This is a genomic window from Prosthecobacter sp. (genome assembly GCF_034366625.1).
In the GTDB taxonomy this organism is placed as follows: domain Bacteria; phylum Verrucomicrobiota; class Verrucomicrobiia; order Verrucomicrobiales; family Verrucomicrobiaceae; genus Prosthecobacter.
In genome coordinates this window covers 236,401-256,718 of record NZ_JAXMIH010000006.1, presented here as the reverse complement: position 1 = coordinate 256,718, position 20,318 = coordinate 236,401, and the positions used below count along the sequence as shown (strand labels likewise).

Annotated in this window: 25 protein-coding genes; 6 read left to right on the top strand and 19 right to left on the bottom strand. The window is 60.5% G+C overall.

The features are described from left to right. Nucleotides 1-44: 44 nt before the first annotated feature. Entirely contained in the window at nucleotides 45-776 is a 732-nt protein-coding gene (locus tag U1A53_RS03970) for a hypothetical protein (RefSeq protein ID WP_322279132.1), read from the bottom strand. Nucleotides 777-1,026: 250 nt separating this feature from the next. Here U1A53_RS03970 and ahcY point away from each other — a divergent pair, with 250 nt between their 5' ends. After that, nucleotides 1,027-2,430 (top strand): adenosylhomocysteinase, encoded by a 1,404-nt coding sequence (gene ahcY / locus U1A53_RS03965; RefSeq protein ID WP_322279131.1) that lies wholly within the window; start codon nucleotides 1,027-1,029, stop codon nucleotides 2,428-2,430. Nucleotides 2,431-2,499: 69 nt separating this feature from the next. Here the strand turns inward: ahcY and U1A53_RS03960 are convergent, their stop codons facing one another. The 8 genes from U1A53_RS03960 to U1A53_RS03925 form a co-directional block, all read right to left on the bottom strand. Next, nucleotides 2,500-3,966, bottom strand: a complete 1,467-nt coding sequence (locus tag U1A53_RS03960; RefSeq protein WP_322279130.1) for a glycoside hydrolase family 130 protein — start codon at nucleotides 3,964-3,966, stop codon at nucleotides 2,500-2,502. Next, nucleotides 3,963-6,248 carry a glycosyltransferase family 4 protein gene (locus U1A53_RS03955; protein ID WP_322279128.1) on the bottom strand — a complete coding sequence of 762 codons (2,286 nt, stop codon included), beginning with the start codon at nucleotides 6,246-6,248 and terminating at the stop codon, nucleotides 3,963-3,965. The genes U1A53_RS03960 and U1A53_RS03955 overlap by 4 nt, the downstream gene beginning before the upstream one ends. A 91-nt stretch (nucleotides 6,249-6,339) precedes the next feature. After that, on the bottom strand, nucleotides 6,340-6,495 hold the full coding sequence (locus tag U1A53_RS03950) for a hypothetical protein (protein ID WP_322279127.1): 156 nt from the start codon (nucleotides 6,493-6,495) through the stop codon (nucleotides 6,340-6,342). Nucleotides 6,496-6,533: 38 nt separating this feature from the next. Beyond that, complete coding sequence (locus U1A53_RS03945; protein ID WP_322279125.1) at nucleotides 6,534-6,755, bottom strand: DUF308 domain-containing protein; 222 nt, start codon at nucleotides 6,753-6,755, stop codon at nucleotides 6,534-6,536. A gap of 93 nt (nucleotides 6,756-6,848) precedes the next feature. After that, a complete protein-coding gene (locus tag U1A53_RS03940; RefSeq protein ID WP_322279123.1) occupies nucleotides 6,849-6,971 on the bottom strand; it encodes a hypothetical protein in 123 nt (40 codons plus the stop codon). A gap of 42 nt (nucleotides 6,972-7,013) precedes the next feature. Beyond that, entirely contained in the window at nucleotides 7,014-8,684 is a 1,671-nt protein-coding gene (locus tag U1A53_RS03935; RefSeq protein WP_322279122.1) for a DUF6600 domain-containing protein, read from the bottom strand. 28 nt (nucleotides 8,685-8,712) lie between these two features. Continuing rightward, nucleotides 8,713-8,862, bottom strand: coding sequence for a lmo0937 family membrane protein (locus U1A53_RS03930; RefSeq protein WP_322279120.1), 150 nt, complete (start codon nucleotides 8,860-8,862; stop codon nucleotides 8,713-8,715). Between the two features lie 54 nt (nucleotides 8,863-8,916). Then, entirely contained in the window at nucleotides 8,917-9,711 is a 795-nt protein-coding gene (locus U1A53_RS03925) for a BON domain-containing protein (protein ID WP_322279118.1), read from the bottom strand. Between the two features lie 153 nt (nucleotides 9,712-9,864). Between U1A53_RS03925 and U1A53_RS03920 the strand changes: the two genes are divergently transcribed. After that, nucleotides 9,865-10,062, top strand: a complete 198-nt coding sequence (locus U1A53_RS03920; protein WP_322279117.1) for a hypothetical protein — start codon at nucleotides 9,865-9,867, stop codon at nucleotides 10,060-10,062. Between the two features lie 125 nt (nucleotides 10,063-10,187). Continuing rightward, on the top strand, nucleotides 10,188-10,982 hold the full coding sequence (locus U1A53_RS03915; RefSeq protein ID WP_322279115.1) for a transglutaminase family protein: 795 nt from the start codon (nucleotides 10,188-10,190) through the stop codon (nucleotides 10,980-10,982). A 69-nt stretch (nucleotides 10,983-11,051) separates the two neighbouring features. Here the strand turns inward: U1A53_RS03915 and U1A53_RS03910 are convergent, their stop codons facing one another. The 8 genes from U1A53_RS03910 to U1A53_RS03875 form a co-directional block, all read right to left on the bottom strand. Further along, a complete protein-coding gene (locus U1A53_RS03910; protein ID WP_322279113.1) occupies nucleotides 11,052-11,195 on the bottom strand; it encodes an entericidin A/B family lipoprotein in 144 nt (47 codons plus the stop codon). Nucleotides 11,196-11,230: 35 nt separating this feature from the next. Further along, on the bottom strand, nucleotides 11,231-11,434 hold the full coding sequence (locus tag U1A53_RS03905; protein ID WP_322279112.1) for a CsbD family protein: 204 nt from the start codon (nucleotides 11,432-11,434) through the stop codon (nucleotides 11,231-11,233). 143 nt (nucleotides 11,435-11,577) lie between these two features. Beyond that, nucleotides 11,578-11,781 (bottom strand): hypothetical protein, encoded by a 204-nt coding sequence (locus tag U1A53_RS03900; RefSeq protein WP_322279111.1) that lies wholly within the window; start codon nucleotides 11,779-11,781, stop codon nucleotides 11,578-11,580. A 20-nt stretch (nucleotides 11,782-11,801) separates the two neighbouring features. Beyond that, nucleotides 11,802-12,464, bottom strand: a complete 663-nt coding sequence (locus tag U1A53_RS03895; RefSeq protein WP_322279110.1) for a hypothetical protein — start codon at nucleotides 12,462-12,464, stop codon at nucleotides 11,802-11,804. A 160-nt stretch (nucleotides 12,465-12,624) separates the two neighbouring features. Then, nucleotides 12,625-12,867, bottom strand: coding sequence for a hypothetical protein (locus tag U1A53_RS03890; RefSeq protein ID WP_322279109.1), 243 nt, complete (start codon nucleotides 12,865-12,867; stop codon nucleotides 12,625-12,627). A 51-nt stretch (nucleotides 12,868-12,918) separates the two neighbouring features. After that, nucleotides 12,919-13,530 carry a peptidoglycan-binding protein gene (locus U1A53_RS03885; RefSeq protein WP_322279108.1) on the bottom strand — a complete coding sequence of 204 codons (612 nt, stop codon included), beginning with the start codon at nucleotides 13,528-13,530 and terminating at the stop codon, nucleotides 12,919-12,921. Between the two features lie 55 nt (nucleotides 13,531-13,585). Then, nucleotides 13,586-13,945, bottom strand: a complete 360-nt coding sequence (locus tag U1A53_RS03880; protein ID WP_322279107.1) for a hypothetical protein — start codon at nucleotides 13,943-13,945, stop codon at nucleotides 13,586-13,588. Beyond that, entirely contained in the window at nucleotides 13,942-14,211 is a 270-nt protein-coding gene (locus U1A53_RS03875) for a hypothetical protein (RefSeq protein ID WP_322279105.1), read from the bottom strand. The genes U1A53_RS03880 and U1A53_RS03875 overlap by 4 nt, the downstream gene beginning before the upstream one ends. Before the next feature lie 186 nt (nucleotides 14,212-14,397). On the opposite strand from U1A53_RS03875, the gene U1A53_RS03870 reads away from it, so the two are divergent. Beyond that, nucleotides 14,398-15,081, top strand: coding sequence for an OmpA family protein (locus U1A53_RS03870; RefSeq protein ID WP_322279103.1), 684 nt, complete (start codon nucleotides 14,398-14,400; stop codon nucleotides 15,079-15,081). 127 nt (nucleotides 15,082-15,208) lie between these two features. Here U1A53_RS03870 and U1A53_RS03865 read toward each other — a convergent pair whose 3' ends face one another. Both U1A53_RS03865 and U1A53_RS03860 read right to left on the bottom strand, forming a co-directional pair. Next, entirely contained in the window at nucleotides 15,209-16,942 is a 1,734-nt protein-coding gene (locus U1A53_RS03865; protein WP_322279102.1) for a PAS domain S-box protein, read from the bottom strand. Beyond that, entirely contained in the window at nucleotides 16,939-19,659 is a 2,721-nt protein-coding gene (locus U1A53_RS03860) for a chemotaxis protein CheB (protein ID WP_322279101.1), read from the bottom strand. The genes U1A53_RS03865 and U1A53_RS03860 overlap by 4 nt, the downstream gene beginning before the upstream one ends. A gap of 164 nt (nucleotides 19,660-19,823) precedes the next feature. On the opposite strand from U1A53_RS03860, the gene U1A53_RS03855 reads away from it, so the two are divergent. Together U1A53_RS03855 and U1A53_RS03850 are read left to right on the top strand one after the other, a co-directional pair. Beyond that, nucleotides 19,824-20,048 (top strand): glycine zipper domain-containing protein, encoded by a 225-nt coding sequence (locus U1A53_RS03855; RefSeq protein WP_322279100.1) that lies wholly within the window; start codon nucleotides 19,824-19,826, stop codon nucleotides 20,046-20,048. Between the two features lie 42 nt (nucleotides 20,049-20,090). Then, a complete protein-coding gene (locus tag U1A53_RS03850; RefSeq protein ID WP_322279098.1) occupies nucleotides 20,091-20,315 on the top strand; it encodes a hypothetical protein in 225 nt (74 codons plus the stop codon). Nucleotides 20,316-20,318: the final 3 nt, after the last annotated feature.

The following is a 20,318-nucleotide window of genomic DNA, read 5'->3' as shown; positions in this document are numbered from 1 at the left end:
GCACTCCTTCCTGAAAGAAAATTGAGGGCTGGTTACAGAAAAAATCAGCCAGCACGCAGCACCGCCACCAGATGCCGCATCTCGTCTTCGACATCGGCGGGCGAATCGACCGTCTCGGCGATCTCGGCACGCAGCACCTCGCGGTAGCGTTGCCGCAGGCGGTGCACGGCCACTTTGAGTGCGCCCTCGCTCATGCCGAGTTTTTTGGCGAGTTCCTCGCGCGATGATTCCGCGCCGCTTAGCGTGCCCTTGAGCGCATCGAACGTGCTTTCGTCCTTCTTTGCCAGAAACTCAGCGCGCAGCCGGCTCATCGCCCGCGCCAGCAGCTCCATGGCCCAGCGCTTGTCATAAAGCGCATCGGCGTCGGTTTGCTCCGCAGGTTCCAAAGCATAGCGTGATTCCGCATCCAGCGCGTCCCACTCGACCATCTGCTGCCCGCCGCCACGCTTTTGTGCGTTCGCACGATGCCAGTCGTTCGCTAGAAAGTGCTTCAGCGCCCCGAGCAGGTACGAGCGGAACTTTCCTCGCGACGGATCGGCCATGGTGGGATTGCGCTCCAGCAGATCGGTGAAAAATGCCTGTGTCAGATCCTGCGCATCATGCGGCGCATGCCCGCGCCGCCGCACAAAGGCGTAAAGTGGATACCAGTAGTCCCGGCACAGCGCCGACATCGCCTTGCGCGCCTGCGTGCCGTCTTTCCCATGCTGCGCCGCCAGCACCAGGCTCCAGCGCGTGGTGTGAAACTCGCGAGCGCCGGGAGCGATGGAGTCGTTCATGCCGGATTGAGTCATGAAAGAGGTGGGAAGGTCAAGGGCGGAGTCGAGGTGGGTCAAGGCTGCCGCCAGTCAAGCGGGCTGCGCCGTCAAGACGTGGTCAAGTGGGGGAGCCACCCGGCCCTTGACCCGTAGGGCCTCCCAGACCGGCCAAATCCCCGGTTGACACCCCGGCATCTTTAGAACATATCATCGCATCCTGATACGTTGATTTGTTCCATTTCACCCCAAACCTGAAACCACACGACACCCCATGTCCGACTACCTCGTCAAAGACATCTCCCTCGCCGACTTCGGTCGCAAAGAACTCACCATCGCTGAGAGCGAAATGCCCGGCCTCATGGCGACGCGCGAAAAATACGGCCCGCAGAAGCCGCTCAAAGGCGTCCGCATCACCGGCTCGCTGCACATGACGATCCAGACCGGCGTGCTCATCGAGACGCTGAAGGAACTTGGTGCCGACGTGCGCTGGGCCTCCTGCAATATTTTCTCCACCCAGGATCATGCCGCTGCCGGCATCGCCGCCACTGGCACGCCGGTTTTCGCGTGGAAGGGCGAGACGCTGGAAGAGTATTGGGACTGCACCTGGAAGGCCATCATCTTCCCTGGCGACAAAGGTCCGCAGCTCATCGTCGATGACGGTGGCGACGTGACCCTGCTCATCCACAAAGGCTACGAGATGGAAAACGGCGACAAGTGGGTCAAAACCCCTTCCGACAACCACGAAGTGAAGGTCATCAAAGACCTGCTCAAAAAGATCGCCAAAGAGCAGCCCGGCATCTTCCACAAGATCGTCAAGGATCTCAAAGGCGTCTCCGAAGAGACCACCACCGGAGTGCATCGCCTCTACGAAATGGCCAAGGCCGGCAAACTGCTCTTCCCTGCCATCAACGTGAACGACAGCGTCACGAAGTCCAAGTTCGACAACCTCTATGGCTGCCGCGAATCGTTGCTCGACGGCATCAAGCGCGCCACCGACGTCATGATTGCCGGCAAAGTCGGCGTTGTTTGTGGTTATGGCGACGTGGGCAAAGGCTGCGCTGCTGCACTTCGCGGCATGGGCGCTCAGGTCATCGTCACTGAAATCGATCCTGTCTGTGCTTTGCAGGCCGCCATGGAAGGCCATCGCGTCATGCCGATCGAAGACACCCTCGGCACCGGCGACATCTACGTCACCACCACAGGCAACAAGGACATCATCACCGTGAAGCACATGGAGAAGATGAAGGACCAGGCCATCGTCTGCAACATCGGCCACTTCGACAACGAGATTCAGGTCGATAAGCTCAACGCCATGAAAGGCGTCAAGCGTCTCAACATCAAGCCGCAGGTGGACAAGTACACCTTCCCGAAAGGCAACAGCATCTTCATGCTCGCTGAAGGCCGCCTCGTGAATCTCGGCTGCGCCACCGGCCACCCAAGCTTCGTGATGAGCAACAGCTTCACCAACCAGACCCTCGCGCAAATCGAACTCTGGGCCACCAAAGGCAAGCGCAAAATCGGCGTCACCGTGCTGCCGAAGAAGCTCGACGAAGAAGTCGCGCGTCTCCACCTCGCCAAGATCGGCGTGAAGCTCACCAAGCTGACGCAGGACCAGGCCGACTACATCGGCGTGCCCGTCGAAGGCCCTTACAAGACCGATCACTACCGCTACTAAACGCGGCAAACACTCACAACCCCCAAGACCACAGAGAGGGCGGCCAGCAATGGCCGCTCTTTTTTGTCTTCAACTTCCGCTCGCCAGCAAAGCCGCCAGCAGTTCATCCACCGACATGCTGACAATGGCGGAGGCTTTGTCGCTCATGGCATACGGCAGGATCAATTCACGACCATGGAGCAGGGAGCCGCAGCTATAGACGACGTTGGGGACGTAGCCTTCGCGTTCGTTGCCTTCGGGGCAGAGCAACGGTTCGCGCAGGCGGCCGATGACCTGGGTGGGATCATTCAAATCGAGCAAAGCTGCACCGATGCAGTATTTTCTCATCGGGCCGACGCCGTGGGTGATGACGAGCCAGCCGGCTTCGGTTTCGATGGGCGAACCGCAGTTGCCGATCTTCACGGACTCCCACATCGCGGACGGGCGCAGGATGATCTGCGGGTTGCTCCAGTGGTGGAGGTTGTCGGAGAACATGATGAAGAGGTTTTCATCGTCCTGCCGTGAGAGCATGGCGTAGCGGCCATCAATGCGGCGGGGGAAGAGCGCCATGCCTTTGTTCTGCACGGCGCTGCCGTTGAGTGTGAGCACGCGGAAGTGGAGGAAATCCTGCGTCTCGATAAACTGCGGCAGGATGGCGCGGCCGTTGTAGGCGGTGTAGGTGGCGCAATACAGGATGGAGCCGTCGTCATCGGTGAAGCGGACGAAGCGCGCATCTTCGATGCCGTTGGTCTCGTTCGCCGAGACGGGGAAGATGATACGCTCGCTCATGGCAAGCTTGGAAGAGAAGTTCAGTTCGTAGTTGGAGTCGGCGAGCCAGCGGAAGAGCTCCAGGGCGCGGCGCAGGTCACGACTGACAGGTTTCGACTCGCGGCGCACACGTCGCATGCTCTCGTCCAGTTCATGGAGGGTAAACACCTCCGCCAGTGATTCCATCACGGCAGTTGCGTGGACGCCTTCAAAGCCCATCTCCTGAAGTTTCGTGATGAAACGCCGCTTTTTGTAAGTGGGGTTGGGCACGATCTCCGGCACCGTGACGAAACGCGAGACCGGCTCCACGCTGATGATGCCATCCGGCGCGATGAGGCCGGTGCGGAATTCGATGGAAGAGATGTGGCCCTCACCCGTGGCGCGCAGGCTCATGATGAAACGCAGGCCGCCCTCGGGCACGCCGCTCTGGTCGGGATGCGGCACGATGGAGGGATTGAACAGCGCGGCGGATTCCAGTGCATACTCGCCGGAGAACAGCGCGCCGATGAGAAGCTGCCGCACGCGGGAAAGTGGCGGCTGCTGGGAGATCTGGGGGCGCACCCTTTCATAATGCACGAGCAGGACCGATTCGATGTCGAAGTGCCGGGAGGCAAACTCCACCAGGATCCCCTGCAACTGGGCGTCGGCCTCCACCTCGCTTAAAGCAAGGGCGCGGTCCAGGATGGTGGCGACGATCTGGGGTTTCCCCGGAATGAACGGGCGGACGATGACGCGCGAGCTTTCGGGCTGGAAGGTCACATTGTGGCGGCGGATGCGGATGGGATTCATACGGCAGGACGCAACGGGTCGGTGATCAAGTGTTCGGCGCAGTTCATTTCGGCAAGGGAAAGCTGGAAGGCCAGGGTGGACTCGGCGCCCTGGTTTTCATTCACACGATCATGGTGCAGGCCGTCACCGCAGCCGCCGGTGCTGGAATCATACAGCGGCAGGCCCAGGTCGTTGCGGCCGAGGAACCATTCGAAGGCTCGCTTGGCCTCGCGCAACCATGCAGGATCCTGTGTGGCGCGGAAGGCTTCAAGGCAGGCGGATACCATCGCCTGCGCTTCCACCGGTTGTTGATCGAAGTCTGCTCGTGCGCCATCACGCTGGTAGAAGCCGTTGCTGCCGATGGGCCGGAAGTGGCCGGATTGCGTCTTCTGGATGGATGCCAGCCAGCGCAGGGACTTGAGGCCGATCTCAAAGGCCTCGGGATGCGGCATCCACTGGCCGCTGAAGATCAGCGCCTGGCAGAGACGCGCGTTGTCGTAAGTGGCGCTTGGCTCAAACCAGGGCCAGTGCTCGGTGGCGCAGCTTTTCCAGAGCGTCACGAGTTTTTCCGTCAGCACAACGCGTGCCTCGTTGACGGCAGTATTGCTGGCAGACTGGCGCAGGTACTCGTGGATGCCCAGCAGGGTGAAGGCCCAGGCGCGTGGCGAACTGAAGGATGCCACCACGGCCAGTCCGCGCTCAAAAAGCTGTGCGGCGAGCCTGCGGTGCCCGTCATTGCGTGAGCGTCCCGCGCCGGTGCCCGCCGCCCATAGCGCGCGCGCATGGCTGTCCTCGCTGCCGGCTTCTTCCAGCCAGCGGCGTTCATGGCTCATGAAATTACGGAAGCGCCCGCTGGTGTAATCCAGGGCGGCGGCCAGGAAGGCCAGGTAGCTGGTGGCCAGCTTACCGAGATTTTCCGCGGGCGGCTGGCCGCCGAGCTCATCCAGCAGGTTGCACAGGATGAAGGCGCGCGCGTTGTCATCCGTGCAGTAGCCTTCGTGGAAGTTGGGCACGTTGAAAATGGCGTGCTGGAAGATGCCGGTGCCGTCGCTCATGCGCACGATGTGGTCGAGCCGCAGCGGCGGCAGATCATAGGGCCTGCTGGCAAGCGTCCATCCTGCGAAGGCCGCGCGCGGCGAGGCCTTGCGGTCGGAGCGGGCGTGTTGAAACGATTCGAGATAACGCTGCGCCACGGCGGGCCAGATCATCTCGCGCCCCATGGCATAAGCATCGTGCCGGATCTTCTCCTTGCGCGGCGGATCGTCGAGCAGCCCGCACACGCCTGCCGTGATGGCCGTTGGATCGCGGAAGGGAACGAGCACACCACGCCCGTCCGCCAGCAGTTCCTGTGCGTGCCAGTAAGGGGTGGAAACCACCGCCTTTCCGGCGCCGAAGACATAGGCCAGCGTGCCGGAGGTGATCTGCGCCTCATTGAGATACGGCGTCAGATATATGTCCGTGGCACCGATGAATTCTTTGAGATCCTCCTGCGACACGAAGCGGTTGTAGAAGATGACATGTTCCTTCACGCCGCGCTCTTCGGCGAGTCGTTCGAGGCTCAGACGATAGCGCTCGCCCTCACGCGCCACGAGTTGCGGATGCGTGGCGCCCAGAATGAGATACACGACGTTTGGATGCTGCCGTACGATCTCCGGCAGCGCCTCGATGACATGCTCGATGCCTTTGCCCGGCCCAAGCAGCCCGAAGGTGAGCAAAACCTTCCGTCCTTCGACACCGAACTGCCCCTTGTAGAAGCTGGAGTCCACAAACGGCATGTCCGGGATGCCATGCGGGATGATGTCCACCTTCGCATCGGGCACGCCGTAGGTTTCGCGCAGAATCTCCGCACCTTTGTGCGCCATCACCACCAGGCGGTCGCTGCGCCGCACCAGTTCCTCCATCACCTTGCGCTGCGAGGTGTTTGGCTCGCGCAGGATGGTGTGCAGCGTGGTCACCACCGGCATGCGTACCTCTTTGAGCAGCGCCAGCAGATGGCTGCCCGCCGGGCCGCCGTAGATGCCAAACTCGTGCTGCACGCAGAGCACGTCCGCGTTGTTGAAATTCAAAAAATCCGCCGCCCGCCGGTAGGAGTCGAGATCCTTCTCCAGCAGCTCAAAGCGCACCCGCTGCTGGTATTCATAGCCTTCCACGCGATCATTCACCGCTCCTACATAACAATCGGCGTCAGGAGCCGCGCTTGCCACCGCCTCGCTCAGATCGTGCGTGAAGGTCGCAATGCCACACAGCCGTGGCAGATAATCGCCGAGAAAGGCGATGCGCTGGGGCAAAAGGGAGGTGCTCAATGGATGATCCTTTCATATGCTGCGACATGCCGCAGCAGACAGCCTGGGCCGCTGTTAAGCAACCCGGCTTCTTTAGAAAGCACGGCCCGCACTACTTGCCGATGAGAATCAAGACGCCGGCGGCGAGGGCGAGGATCGGCACCGCGATGCTGAGCTGGCCGAGGTTGAACCCGAAGGCGCCGCTGAGGCCAACGAGGATGAGATAAATGGCAAGCAGCAGCATGCCGATGTTTTTGGTGATATTCATGGTTGCTGGATTTCGAAGGGTGATGCAGGCGTGGTCGTTCAAGCGTTTTTTCTGCCTTGAAGCAGCAGAAGAATGCCGCCGACGAGTGCGATGGCACCGACGACGGGTGGCAGAGGAAGAGTGTGCGTTTTTTCGGCTGTCACCTGAATGGGGCCGAGGTCGATGGCCTTTTCGGTGGTGGTGTAGCTGATGCCTTGATAGGCAAAGGCCACGATGCCGACGAGGATGAGCAGGATGCCGACGATGATCTGTGGTTTCATGGGATGATGAGGTGCTAGACGTTAGAACGTCCAGTTTAACGAAACGGTATCGAAAACCTGCGGCTCACGCTGGTTATCGAACTTCCTGGCCCATCACGCAAAGGCGTAAGCGAGCTTGGTGTTCTTGTAGTTAAAGACCAGACCCAAGCTGAGATCAGCAACGAAGAGCTTGTGGCCTAGAGTGGGACGAATCGGCGGGCGATGGGTGATGATCATGGTGTGCCGTTGGGGAGCGCGTCTGCGATTTCGTGCAGCAGCTTACTTGGGCTCCTCTGCGGATTTTTTGCGTTCCTTGACGGGGCGGTCCCTTCCAGTCTGGGGCTTCTCACGTGTAGCGGGTGGTTGCACGACCGGCGGAATTAGAGGCGACGGCACTGGCGGTGTCACCTGTGGCGGTCTTGGCACGGCAGGCGGCGGGACGGAAGGCACAGGTGGCACGACGGGCACAGGTCTGATGGCCGGACGTTGTGGCTCTTGGCGTTGCGGAGGAGGCTGCGGTGTGGGTGCCGTCTGGGGACGTGAGCCGGGACGGACGGTGTCAGGACGCTGTGGCATGGGCGCTGTTTCGGGGCGTTGGCCGGGCCTGAGGTTCCCAGGTCGTTCGGGACGATCAGGACGCTGAGGAGTGATTTCTGGCGGTTTGGGCTGCATGCGTTGCTGTGGTGGCACGAGGTCTTTGTTCTCCGGTTTCCGCTCTGTCTGTGTTGGCGGCACGTTTTCGGTGCGCGGTGCGCGAGGATCGTTCATTTTGTTTCTGCCCCCAGGATTGGGAGCGTCGGTGGGGCGTTGGGTGCCGGGCATGGGTTCTTTCTTTGCCTCAGGGGCTGGTGCAGGCGGACGATCGGGGCTCTGCGACTTTTTCTCGGGCGTCATGGGCGGCGTGTTCGGATTGCGCGGTGTTTCATCGCGGTTGGGCCTGGCTTTGGGCGGCTGTTCGGCTGGTTGTGGGACGCGCACTTCGTCGCGTGGTATTTTGGGGGGCGCAGGGCGTTCAAAGCGTGGCTGTGCCGGCAGTTGGTCGGGCACGCGAACCTTGCTTTTCATCCGTTCTCGCACTGCGGTGACTTCCGCAGGCGATCCGGCGTTTTTCCAGCCGTGATTGACTTCGGCGCGGCCGACTTTCTCGGCCAGTCTAGGCGGAGGGGCTGACGCCTGCTGGGTGAAAGGCAGCGCGAGCACGCTCAATGAATCACCGCTGACGCGGGAACGCAGATGCTCGGCTGTTTGCCGACGCGGATCGCCCTCGAAGTTCTCGCGGCGGTCCAGCCGGTAGCGCTGGATCGGCGTCGCGCTGTAGCGGACCTGCTGGTCATAGACGGGCCCGCCATTGTTCACGATGTTGTTGACGTACGTGATGTTGGTGATGTTCGTCGTCTGGTTGATGATCTGAATGTTCTGGCGCTGATCAATGAAGACGGAATTCAGGCGGCGTGCGCCGAAATCGCGGTTCTCCACAAAGCGGTAGTTGCCAGGGCCGATGTCGTAATAGTCATCCACCCAGACACTGAAGCCGATGAGACGGAGGAAGAGCGCCTCGGGCGGCAGGGGCGCCCAGCCGGTGTAGCGCGGGCTGTGACGCCACGAAACCCAGCCGGGTCCCCATTCGGTGCCCGGCACCCATACCCAGCCGATGCCGTACACATTGGCCCAGCGGCCATAGTGATACACGGCCCAGCCGAAGGGCTCAGCGGAGTCCCAGGTCCAGCCGGCATCGGTGTAAACCCAGCGCCCGTCGCTGTAGGGACGCCAGCCGTCATCGACATTGCGCGGCTGCCAGACGTAGCCGTAGTCGCCGACTTCGCGCCAGTTTCCGTACGGATCGAGATTGTCATAAAAGAAATCCATCGAGGCCGTGTCACGGGCTCCGGCGGAAGGAAGGGCTGCGCCGAGAAAAATCGCGGCGGCAAAAAAGGACAGCAGTAGTTTCATAAGGTTAAAAGGGTGAGGGCGCCGCACGTCAGAGGACGCGGCGGCCTTGAATGACGCGCAGCAGGACGATGATGATGGCCACCACGAGCAGGATGTGGATGAAGCCGCCGACGGTGTAGCTGGTCACGAGACCGAGGAGCCACAGGATGATGAGAATGACAGCGATGGTCTGAAGCATGGGATTGATTCCTTTTGGTGATGGGAAAACTGCCGCCGGCAGTCTCCGGGGGGGTTAGTTCGAGGCGGCGGCCAGTTCGACGACCATGTTGTTCACGACGCTTTTCACGCCGTTGATGTCGGTGACGAGCTTGGTGACCAGCTCCTTTTCAGCGGCGTTCTTGGCTGCGCCACCCACGGTGACGACGCCCACGGTGGTGGAGACAGTGGTTTTGAAAGCGCTTGTGGAACGATGCGTGAGCAGGGCCATGCGCACCTGGGCGGTGATGGAGGCATCGTCGATCATTGTGACCAAAGCGGCCGTGGCGGTCGGTTTGTTCGCCACCACCGTCATCTCATTCTTCACGTCTTTGACGCCATCGACATCCTTGGCGTAAGCCGTGGTCAGTTCCTTCTGGGCTTCGCTGGCGGTCTCGCCCGTGAGCGTCACCACGCCTTGCTTCAGATCCACCTTGGTGTGGTAGGCGCTCACGCTGCTGTGATAGGCGAGCGCGCCTTTCACTTTCAGGTAGAGCCACGTGTCGGATTGCGCCGGCGGGCTGTCTTTGACCTCAATCATGTTGCTCACGCTTTTCACACCCGGCAGGCCTGAGACGGTCTCTTGCGCGAGCTGTTTGTGCGAATCCTCATGGACGGTTCCGGTCAGGGTCACAGCACCATCCTTGGACTCAGTCCTGATCGCATCATCTATGAGGAAGGTTTTAAAGACGTAGGAGCTCTGGGCGGCGGAGACGATCCGGTCGTCCGTCTCGGTGGCGTTCAGAGGGGCGAACAGCATGGCGGACAGCGCCAGTGTGAGGGCAACGGGGAATGCCGGCGGGCGGTGACGGGCAGCTTGGGTCGGGGGCATGGATTTCATAGGCTGCACGCTAAGGTTCACGCCTCTCAATCGCGATGGGGTCTAACCCTACCGCCGCATGAATCGGAAGGCCTGGAGACGGGCGAATGTCATGGGGTGAACACCCCATGGCGCCTGCCGGGATGTGCCTCCCATGCTGATGCCATGAATGCTTATTCCAAGAAAAACCAACTGACGCTGGGGGAGTTCGTCGTGAGCGTTTACGACACCTGTGACGCACGCTGGGCGGATGTGGTCGTGTGGTTTGCCATTCGTGCGCACCTTGTCGTGTTGCAAGAGCGCGGCCCGCAGTTGCCCTTTGGAGCGCACACCAGGCAGATACGATGTGTGCTGGACGAATGATGGTTGGTCCTCCCGCTGCTGCTTGCGATTTGATGGTGGAATCTGCCTCGTCGTTCCTGACAACTGCCGCTGGGAGCTGATTCTGTTTGCTCATCTGCCGCCACCGACGAAGGAAAGTCAACACCATGATTCTCGATGCCACCTGCCAGCTTGACTACCGCACCACGGAGGATGTGCCGGCTATTTTCATGCTGCGTCCGCGCAGCGGCTGGGCGCAGTGGATCATGCGGGAGGAGTTCCAGCTCCAGCCCCAGGTGCCGGTGGTCGAGTACACCGATGTGTATGGCAATCTGTGCCAGAGAATCGTCATGCCTGCCGGAGATTTTCATCTCTCCGTCCAGTATCGCGCCCAGGTGGCAGACCTCGTGGATGCGGACTTGATGGCCCCGCTGACTCTGGTGCAGCATCTGCCGACCGAACTCCTGCATTACCTGCTGCCCAGCCGTTACTGCCAGTCTGACGAGCTGTCCGTGCTGGCCGCGGACGTCGTCGGCGATGCGCCGCCGAACTACCTGCAGGTGGCGCGGATCCGCACCTGGATCCATCACAACGTGCGCTACGAGTCCGGCTCCAGCAACAGCTTCACCACCGCGCTGGAAACGCTGAACACGCGGCGCGGGGTGTGTCGTGATTTTGCGCATCTGGGCATCGCCCTGTGCCGTGCCATCAGTGTGCCGGCACGCATGGTGGTGGGCTTTCTGCATGAACTCCGCCCGATGGATCTGCACGCGTGGTTCGAGGCCTTCATCGGCGGGCGCTGGTTCACCTTTGATGCGACGGAGGACGTGACACGCGGCAACCGCATCGTGGTGGCCTATGGCCGCGATGCGGCGGATGTGGCGCTGGCGACGATGTTCGGCAACTTCACGATGCAGAACATGTGCGTCACGGTCACGGCGGTGAACCAGCGGCGTTTTTAGGCATGAAAAAGCGCTGCTGTCGGACCGGTGGATCTGGACAGCAACGCCTCAAGTCTGCGCGAGCAGCGATTAATTTGCCGCGCGTTCGATATGGCCGCCGACATGCTGGACATCCCGGCCGAAGCCACGGAAAGTGCGGCAACTGGTGACGCTGACGACGAGGAGTGAGGCTGCCAGGAGCAGCAGCGTGCGATGTATGGATGATGTTTTCATGAGCTTGTGGATGTGGATGGTTAACTGACGGGGGATTATGCGGCCAGGGCGGTGCGGTATTCTTTGATGGCGGCTTCCACGGCCTCGCGGGTTTCGCCGGTGCGCTTCTGGATGCGGCCAAGCAGCTCATCCTGTTTGCCTTCGATGAACTGGAGGTCGTCATCGGTGAGCTGGGCCCACTTCTGTTTGAGGTTGCCCTTGATGATGTTCCAGTCGCCTTTGATTTCGAGTGTTGTCATAGGACTCACTCTCTTCTGTTGCGTGTCCGATGGCCATGGGGTGTAACCCTACCGCACGATTGCCAAGCCTGGGCACTGCCAACGAAAAAGCGGCCTGACTTTCGCCAGACCGCTTCCGCGAGGATTCTTGTGTGGGCCGCAGTTTAGTAAGACCGGGTGGTTTGCGTTTCCACGGTTGTGGAGAGCGGGGTGCGGGTGAGCGGGTTGCTCAGAGTGGTTTCTTCGGTCGTGGTCGTGGTGGTGGTGCCGCCGTGGTGGCGGTGATCGTCATCATCATCGTAGGTCTCGCAACTGGAGAGGGACAGAAGACTGGCGGAGGCAAGGCAGGAGAGGAGCAGTTTGTTCATGTTCATGGGGGGGCGGCGTGTTATTTCGTTTCGGTGGTGATCGTCGTGGTTTTCTTGGTTTCGATGAGCGGGACGGCCACGGCTTTTCTCATGATGACCTTGTTGGCCACGAGCGTGTTTCCCACCTTGGTGTAATACACCGTGACCGGGAGGCCGGACTTCACGGTCTCGATGGAAACGGGCGCTCCGCTTTCGTCCACATAGGTTGTCGTCTTGCTATAGGTATAGGGGAGAGGAGTGGGAGATGATTCCGTCTGAATGATGATCCGCTCCGGTCCGAACTCGCTGATGGTTCCTGCGGACATGGTCATGGTCTGCGTTGTTTCGAGGATCCTGGCCGGTGCGGCGACGCCTGTTCTCACCATGATCTTGGAGGCGATCAGCGTGTCTCCCACCTTGGTGTAATACACGGTGACAGGAAGGCCCGATGTCACGAGCGTGGCGGAGATGGGATTGCCATTCTCATCCACAAAGTTCGTTGTCTCGTTGGAGATGTAGCGCACCGGTTGGGTGCCCGTGGCGGTTTTGATGATGATCCCCTGCGGACCAAACTCGCTGACGGTTCCCTCCGAGGTGGTGCTGGTGGCGGTGGCCTCGATGTTCTGTGAGAACGTGACGCTGGCAGTGGTGAGCGACGCGATGAACAGGAGCGAGCTGAATGATGGGCAGGTGGTGTTTTTCATGGCCCGGAGACTATCGGCCAGGCGGACCTTTCACCATGGGGTGTAACCCTACAGTCATGCATCCATGAGGATCGCGAGGAGGGCTTCACGCAGGATGCTCAAAGCAAAACAGCGGTCCGGCTTTCGCCAGACCGCTGTCAGGATGTTCGGATTCAGATCGTCACTGTTTTCCAGGTGACCTCGTCAGATGGGTCGATGGCAGCGGTGGTATCGGATGATTGGCAGCGGTGCCCCGGGTCCCGGGCGGATAGACGATGATGGTCAGGTTCTCCTTCTTCTTTTCCTTGCTGGCTGGCAGCCTGGTGGCCACGATGGTTACCTTCTCCGCCGTCGTGACGACGGCACTCTTGCCACAGGCGGCAAGGAGCAACGGCATGATGGCGAGGATGAGATGGTTTTTCACGGTTGAAAGGTTCCTGTTGGAATCGTTGGAGGCCGGTGACGCGACCGTGTGTCATTGCAGACCGAGCGAACGGAGCAACACGGCGCCGATGGCGCTGGTGATCTGCTGGCCCTGCGACTGCTGGTAGCTGTTCATCGCACGCATGGATTGAGGGCCAAACCGGCCATCAATGGAACCGCGATAGTAACCCAGGCGTGCGAGCGCCTGCTGCACGCGGGCATCGTCGGAATTCATGCGATAGGCGTCCTGGTTGTAAAAATCCCGTGGGATGGCGCCATGGTTGGCAAAGTAGCGGACGTCAGGACGCGCATAGTAATAGGGTGAGTTGGGCGGCCCGTAATAGTAGCCCGGACCGGCATAGCCATCGCCCTTCGACAGCTTGAATTTCGAGCCAGGATGCGTGAGATAAACCGGGTGGGCCTTATCCTTGAATTTGTTCCCTGGAAATCCGAAGGCAGGAACTTTCACGCCACTATTGCCTTGGTTACCTTGGTTGCCTTTGCTGGCTGAGTTGCCTGAGTTGCCTTTGTCGCCTGAGTTGCCCTTGCCCTTCCCGCCCTTTTGATCCTTGGCTTGGGAGATGGGAGCGAGTGCCAGAAGGCTGACAACGGCCAGCGTGGCAGCACGCAGCATGGGGTTTGATGGAATGGAGAGTGTTTTCATAAGATGGATGAGCGAGTTGGTGGGTTGTGTGTGTCGGTTTCTTGATGTTGTGATTTCAATGGAACAGGCCCTTGAACTTGCGGCTGAGTTTGTCAAAGGAGCGGTCGAGATGGAGATCTCCGAGGCTGTCCATGCCTTTGCCCACCGCGTGCGCGCCGTCTTCGGCAAGACTGGCAAGGCGTTCCTGGATGTCCTCAAGCAGGCGCAGGGCGCGGTTCCGTGGTGGCGCTGGAGTCAAAGCGCGTGCGAGAAGCACGGCGACGATGCCAAGACCTGCCGCCACGAGCAGCGTGCCGCCCGGATGCTGGCGTATGTATTTCTCGGCCTGGGCGGCGGGTTTGGCACAGGCGTTAAGAACGGGATCAACGACGAGGCGGGCATCAGCGGCAAGATCTGGAAGAGTGGGGATGTTCATGGTTGGGATGAGTTGGAGGATTTCTGGCAGCAAAGCTCCATGGCCTTGGTGACGCCGAGGGAGAGGAGGACAGGGCGCACGAGCGTGGCACCCACGATGGCGGCCATGCCGACGACCATCCTGGACGGCAGCAGGTTGATGAGCAGGCCGACGCCGATCGCGGCGGCGAACGCCTGGGCTGGCTCACGGTGGGAGAATTCTTTGAGATCATCCAGCGCGCGCCGGATGGAAAACTCAACAGGGGGTGCTGGCGGTTCGTGATTCATAGACCCCAAGCTGTGCTGATCCCGGTGCATTCACCATGGGGTGTAACCCCACCATTGCTGCATCCACGGAAGCCGCCTGATCACACCCCAAGAGTGAACGAAGTCGGGTTTCACCCCATGGCAACGAGGCGGAGAACCAGCGAGACATGGCGCTGCAAACCGAAACCCAAAGACATCCATAAACTCATGAAGACCCCGCTGTTTCTATTCTCTGCCCTCTGCCTGGTGCAGCTTCCCCTGCATGCCCAGGTCACCGTCGTTCCCGCATCTCCACCGGCAGCAAGTGTCGTTGTGGTGCAGCAACCATCCATCGTGGTGCGCACACTGGATTCCGCCGTGGTGCATCGCCAGTTGTCACTGGCACCCAAGGTGGTGATCGTGACGGCCGCCCCGCAGACTGCAGTGAAGACCACCAAGATCACGACCGTCGTGGAAACTCCCGGCCAGCCACGGCGTGTGTATAATTCAGAGCGCAATGTGGTGATCGTGGAGGACCAGGGGCAAAGCCGCGAGCTGCCCTATGTGACTCTCCCGGTGCTGTTTGTGAAGGAGACGGCGGAACTGCTCAGTGACGAGTCGCGTGCCGCCCTTCAGGATGTGTCCGCAGTGATCCTCGCGGTCAGCAAGATCGAGCCAGGCGCAGTGTATGACATTGAAGGCCACACGAGCACCGATGGCACGGATGAATTCAATCTGTCGTTGTCGGCGGCCCGCGCTCAGCGCGTGTTTGACGAACTCACCCAGCGCTACGGCGTGCCGGCCGGCGTATTGAGCGCCCATGGCTACGGTGAGGGTTTCCCCATGTATCCCAAAGGCAACGAAGCCGAAATGCAGCAGGACCGCCGCGTGCTGGTGGTGCGCACGAAATAGAGCCCGTCTCACCGGGCAAACTCAGCCGCGCCATCCCGATCCTGTGCCCGCAAGGGCGCGGGATCATTCGTTTTCAATGCTGGAGCCGACTATCGAGCACGGTGAACGGTTCAGCGGATGCAGGGCGCTATTTGCGCTTCTTGCTTTTGCCGATGGGCACCTCGGCGCGGATGGTGGTGCCCTGGCCGGGGGAGGATTCGACGCTGAAGAGGCCGCCGACCATTTCCACGCGCTCTCTCATGCCGGTGAGGCCGAGGCGGTGACTCCATTGGGTGGAGGATAGACGATCCACTTCGAAAGCTTTGCCGTCGTCGGCGATTTCGAGACGCACGCTGCCACGGATCTTTTGCAGGCTGACTTTCACGACATGAGCACGCGCATGTTTGGCGACGTTGATGAGTGCTTCCTGCGCGACGCGGTAAAGGACGGTGCGCTTGTCGTTGTCGAGGGCTTCGACGCCGGCAGAGGCAGAGAAGTGAATCAGGCGGCCTTTGCGTTTGGGGATTTCATCGATGTAGGTGCGGATGGCGGGGATCAGGCCGAGCTGGTCGAGCATCGCGGGGCGCAGCTCGCGGGCATAGTCATGCACGATCTTGACGGCTTTCTCCACCAGTTGGCGCACGGGAGCGATGGCGCGTGGATTGAGCGCCGCCGTGCGGGTGAAGACGGCGAGCCGCACATTGATGCCGATCAAGACCTGGCTGATTTTATCATGCAGTTCATGACTGATCTCTTTGCGCTGATTTTCCAGGGCGAGCAGGTTTTGATGGGACATCTGGCGCAGATTTTTCTGCAACTGACGCGATTGTCTCAGAAGTTCCTGCGCAAGCATTTCGCTCTTCGTGAGGGCGGCCTCCACAGCCTGACGATGGATGATTTCCTGCTTCAGTTTCGTGTTCGAGGCGGTTATCACCTCCAGGCGGCGCTGCGCGCCTTCGATCCGTTTGCGCTCGGTGATGTCGTTGAAGAAGCAGACCACGCGATGGTCGCCGGAAGGCAGGGTGACACGCTGGATCTGCCATTCGTAGATTTCCTTCGCGCCGGTGTCCTTGCGCTTTGCGGCGAACTCGGGCGACTGATACGGCTCGCCGGTTTTCAGCGTGTGCTGAAAGCGTTTCAAGATTTGATCTGCGATCTGTTTCGACCAGAGGGAGTGGATGACTTTGGCATAGTCACAGCCGATTAGTTTACGGACGTTTTTGAACACCGGCAGCGCCTTCGGATTGACCTGGACCATGCGTAACTGGTCATCCACGACATACACACCGATGGGGGCCTGGTTGAGGAGTGCGGAGAACAGCGCTTCATTGCGGCGCAGGATGTTCTCAACCTTTTTGCGATCGGTGATGTCCACCACCACGGCGTGGCATTCCTTCTCATTGATCTGGCGCTTGGCCGCGATATTGACGATGAGCGGCGGCTGGTCCTGGCGCAGCAGCTCGAAATCGCCTGACTGCTTGATATCGTCGGCAAAGACCTGAGCGAGGAAGTCATTGAAGTCCGGACGCAGGCCGGGGGCCAGCAGCAGTCCGAAGCGCTTCCCCACCAGCCGGGAACGTTGCACGCCGACCATGCTGGTGGCGGTGAGATTGACTTGCTGGATGGTGCCGTCGGTGGTCAGCGTGAAATAACCGACGGGAGCGAAGTCATAGAGGTCGGTGAACTTCTCCAAACCCGCGTCCACCTCGGCCTTGGTCAGTTTGAGTTCCTCGTTTTGCAGTTCCAGCTCGATCTGGTGGATTTGCAGTTCCTGGAGCGTGCGCTGCGCATGGGCATGGTCTGCCACTTGCTTTGTTTTCGCAGGATGCTTGAGCAACTGGCGTTCAGCACGGTGGCGAAGATCGGCGGCGCGTTGTTTCATGGCTTGGATTTGCGTTTGGTGGCGGCCATGCTGAGGCTCTTGGATTTGCCCAGCGCTTTGTCCAGCGCGAGGCCCTGTGCGGTCGCCTGCTTGGTCATGTGGCGATGCTGATCACGCAGACCCGCCTCGACTTTTTTGGCGGCAGTGATGTCGGCAAAGGTGATGACGACACCGTCGATGCGGTTGTCCACGGTGCGGTAAGGCATGATGCGCACGGTGAACCAGCGCCCGTTCTCGGTGGTGATGGAGCGCTCGCTGAAGACCAGCGTGCGCAGCACCTCTTGGGCGTCTTTGACCAGCGCAGGATAGAGCAGATCGGAGGCCAGGTCGGTGATGGGGCGGCCCACATCGGTGGCGATGAATTTGATGATCGTCTTGGCCTGCGAGGTGAAGCGGCGCACATGCAGGTCGTTGTCCAGAAACACGGTGGCGATGTCCGTGCTGTTGAGCAGGTTCTTCATGTCGTTGTTCGTGCCGGACAGCTCGTCCAGCTTGGCCTGCAGCTCGGCGTTGACCGTTTGCAGCTCTTCATTGAGCGACTGCATCTCCTCCTTCGAGGTCATGAGTTCCTCATTGGTCGATTGCAGCTCCTCGTTGGTCGATTGCAGTTCCTCGTTCATCGACTTGAGCTCTTCCTGCGAAGTCTGCATCTCCTCATGGCTCGCCTGCACTTCATCGCGGGCATGCTTGAGTTCGTTTTGCAGCTCACGCTCACGCGCGTTGTGGCTGGCCGCGGCCTTGCCTTTCGCAGGCTCAGCATGGGGCTCGGCGGGGATGACCGCGTCGGAAAACACGATGAGCACCATGCCGAACAGCTCTTTCGGCTCCTCAATGGCCTGCACCATGATGTCCACGGCACGCAGGTCGGCCTTGGGGCCGATTTTGATGCCACGGACGGTGACCGTGCCTTTTTTGCGGATGACTTTTTGCAGCGCGCTGGAGAGTTCGTTGCGCAAAGCATCATGCGCCATGGCGATGACATTCCAGTTCGCCTTGCCGGCGGAGGGTTCCAGGTACTTGCCGATTCTGCCGCTGATGTAGAGGATGTCGCCATGCTCGTTCACCAGCACCGCCGGCGGGGCGTAGCGCTGCTGCAGCAACTGATCGGCGAGTGATTGCAGGCTGGGGACCGGAGTACGCGCTGGCACTGAAGACTCGCGGCGGTCGATGTGGGCTGGCACATACACGGCGGGGAAGTCCAGGTGGCTGCCCTGCATGGCAGTTTCGTTGCGTTGGAAAATGCGCTCCTTGAGCGCCAGCGCAGTGAACAGGTGTGTGAAGTTGCCGATGCTTTCCGCACTGCCGAGAAACAGCACGCCGCCGGGATTTAGACTGTAATGGAACAGTGGAAAGAGCTTCTTCTGCAATTCCGGCGTGAGATAGATGAGCAGGTTCCGGCAGCACAGGAGGTCCAGCTTCGTGAACGGCGGGTCCATGATGAGGTTCTGCGGCGCAAAGACCACCATCGAGCGGATCTCTTTGTTTACTCGATAACCGCCGTCTTCTTTGATGAAAAAGCGGGTCAGCCGTGAGGGCGACACATCGGCGACGATGTTCTCGGGAAAGAAACCGATGCGGGCCTTGTCGATGGCGTCCTTGTCCAGATCGGTGGCATAGATTTGCAGCGAGATGTTGTCCGTGGACTTGAGGTGCTTCAGCGTCTCCTTGAAGATCATGGCGAGCGAGTACGCCTCCTCACCCGTCGAACACCCGGCCACCCAGGCGCGCAGCGTGGTGCCTGCGGGCCGGTCTTTGAGCAGCAGCGGGAGCGCCTTGGCCGCCAGTTGCTCCCAGGCGGTTTTGTCGCGGAAGAAATTGGTCACGCCGATGAGCAGCTCCTTGAAGAGAATGCCCAGCTCCTGCGGGTTCTCCTGCAAGTAGCGAACGTAGCCGCTGATCTTGCCGACCTGATGAATGCCCATGCGGCGCTCCACGCGTCGATACAGCGTGCTGCGGCGATACAGCGTGAAATCATGGCCGCTGTGCGCGCGCAGCAGGATGACAATCTTTTCCAAAGCGCTCTGCACCTTCTCCTCCAGATGCATCACCGAACTGGCAAGCTGCGGCAGATGCCGCCGGTAGGCGATGAGCTTGTCAGGCAGCTCCTCAGCCGAGGCCACGATGTCCGCGAGGCCCGCCTCAATGACGCTGCGCGGCATGGCGTCGAATTTGGCCGTGGTGGGATCTTGGACCAGCACCACACCCGCTTTCTCCTTGATGGCGCGGAGTCCCAGCGTGCCATCACTGCCCATGCCTGAGAGGATGATGCCCACACTGCGCTCACGCTGATCTTCGGCGAGCGAACGGAAGAAGAAGTCGATCGGCAGCCGCAGTCCGCGCAATTCAACGGGAACCAGCAGGTGCAACACGCCGCGCAGGACGGACATGTCGCTGTTCGGCGGGATCACATACACGCAGTTCGGCTGCGTCTTGGTGCGGTCCTTCACCTGCATCACCTTCATGGCCGTGGCGCGTTGCAGCAGCTCCGGCATCATGCCTTTCTGCGTCGGGTCCAGATGCTGCACGATCACAAACGCCATGCCGCTGTCCTTGGGCACATGTTTGAGGAACTGCACCAAGGCCTCCAGCCCGCCCGCTGAAGCACCGATGCCGACGATGGGACATGAGCGGTCGTTCTTCGGTTTGGATTTCTGAATCGCTGGCGTGGCGGCTTTGACCGTGCGTTTCGACGCTGGGGGTGGTGCTGACTTTTTCATGGCTCGATCACGAGCCCCGCCGCGATGGATCGCGTAGCGGCTGTGTCTTTAGAAGACTCCACAATCGGCGTCTTGTCGAGCACGGTCACGCCGGACTCATCAGCGCTGCGTTTGGGGGAAACACCCCATAGCGATTGAGAGGTGCCTGAGGCTAGCTGTCCACCATGAAAACACTCTACATCGCAATGCTGCTCTCGTCGGTCTCACTGGTCTCCTGCACGAACGGCCCCAACGCTCGTCAGGGAACTGTCATCGGTGCCCTCGGCGGTGCAGCCGTGGGCGGACTCGCTTCCAGGAGCCTCGGCGGCGCCGCTGTGGGCGCCGGCGTCGGTGCTCTCGCTGGGAATCTTATCGGCGGCTCACAAGATCGAAACCGCCGCCGCTACTAGGCTCCAGTTTGATCTGCAACTCCACCTCAACCGGACATAATCATGAGTTACCAAGCCAGCATCCACCATCTCATCACGGGACGTTTCCTGATGCAATGCTCCGTCGAGGGCCATGATCTGCGTGAGGCGGAGAATGCGGCCATTGCAAGAGCGGCCCTCAAGTCGAGGGCGCATCCGCGTGACATGGATGTGCGGCACCTGCATCAGTGCATGGAACGCCGGGTGCAAAATGTCACCGATGGCACCTATTTCAGTGCTCAAGCGTGAGCC

Coding starts and splice junctions, on each gene's coding strand:
- ahcY (WP_322279131.1), top strand. CDS start 1,027: ATGTCCGACTACCTCGTCAAAGACATCTCCCTCGCCGACTTCGGTCGC.
- U1A53_RS03880 (WP_322279107.1), bottom strand. CDS start 13,945: ATGAACATCCCCACTCTTCCAGATCTTGCCGCTGATGCCCGCCTCGTC.
- U1A53_RS03940 (WP_322279123.1), bottom strand. CDS start 6,971: ATGATCATCACCCATCGCCCGCCGATTCGTCCCACTCTAGGCCACAAG.
- U1A53_RS03960 (WP_322279130.1), bottom strand. CDS start 3,966: ATGAATCCCATCCGCATCCGCCGCCACAATGTGACCTTCCAGCCCGAA.
- U1A53_RS03935 (WP_322279122.1), bottom strand. CDS start 8,684: ATGAAACTACTGCTGTCCTTTTTTGCCGCCGCGATTTTTCTCGGCGCA.
- U1A53_RS03930 (WP_322279120.1), bottom strand. CDS start 8,862: ATGCTTCAGACCATCGCTGTCATTCTCATCATCCTGTGGCTCCTCGGT.
- U1A53_RS03855 (WP_322279100.1), top strand. CDS start 19,824: ATGAAAACACTCTACATCGCAATGCTGCTCTCGTCGGTCTCACTGGTC.
- U1A53_RS03860 (WP_322279101.1), bottom strand. CDS start 19,659: ATGAAAAAGTCAGCACCACCCCCAGCGTCGAAACGCACGGTCAAAGCC.
- U1A53_RS03885 (WP_322279108.1), bottom strand. CDS start 13,530: ATGAAAACACTCTCCATTCCATCAAACCCCATGCTGCGTGCTGCCACG.
- U1A53_RS03925 (WP_322279118.1), bottom strand. CDS start 9,711: ATGCCCCCGACCCAAGCTGCCCGTCACCGCCCGCCGGCATTCCCCGTT.
- U1A53_RS03850 (WP_322279098.1), top strand. CDS start 20,091: ATGAGTTACCAAGCCAGCATCCACCATCTCATCACGGGACGTTTCCTG.
- U1A53_RS03905 (WP_322279112.1), bottom strand. CDS start 11,434: ATGACAACACTCGAAATCAAAGGCGACTGGAACATCATCAAGGGCAAC.
- U1A53_RS03900 (WP_322279111.1), bottom strand. CDS start 11,781: ATGAACAAACTGCTCCTCTCCTGCCTTGCCTCCGCCAGTCTTCTGTCC.
- U1A53_RS03950 (WP_322279127.1), bottom strand. CDS start 6,495: ATGAATATCACCAAAAACATCGGCATGCTGCTGCTTGCCATTTATCTC.
- U1A53_RS03870 (WP_322279103.1), top strand. CDS start 14,398: ATGAAGACCCCGCTGTTTCTATTCTCTGCCCTCTGCCTGGTGCAGCTT.
- U1A53_RS03875 (WP_322279105.1), bottom strand. CDS start 14,211: ATGAATCACGAACCGCCAGCACCCCCTGTTGAGTTTTCCATCCGGCGC.
- U1A53_RS03970 (WP_322279132.1), bottom strand. CDS start 776: ATGAACGACTCCATCGCTCCCGGCGCTCGCGAGTTTCACACCACGCGC.
- U1A53_RS03920 (WP_322279117.1), top strand. CDS start 9,865: ATGAATGCTTATTCCAAGAAAAACCAACTGACGCTGGGGGAGTTCGTC.
- U1A53_RS03945 (WP_322279125.1), bottom strand. CDS start 6,755: ATGAAACCACAGATCATCGTCGGCATCCTGCTCATCCTCGTCGGCATC.
- U1A53_RS03915 (WP_322279115.1), top strand. CDS start 10,188: ATGATTCTCGATGCCACCTGCCAGCTTGACTACCGCACCACGGAGGAT.
- U1A53_RS03865 (WP_322279102.1), bottom strand. CDS start 16,942: ATGAAACAACGCGCCGCCGATCTTCGCCACCGTGCTGAACGCCAGTTG.
- U1A53_RS03895 (WP_322279110.1), bottom strand. CDS start 12,464: ATGAAAAACACCACCTGCCCATCATTCAGCTCGCTCCTGTTCATCGCG.
- U1A53_RS03910 (WP_322279113.1), bottom strand. CDS start 11,195: ATGAAAACATCATCCATACATCGCACGCTGCTGCTCCTGGCAGCCTCA.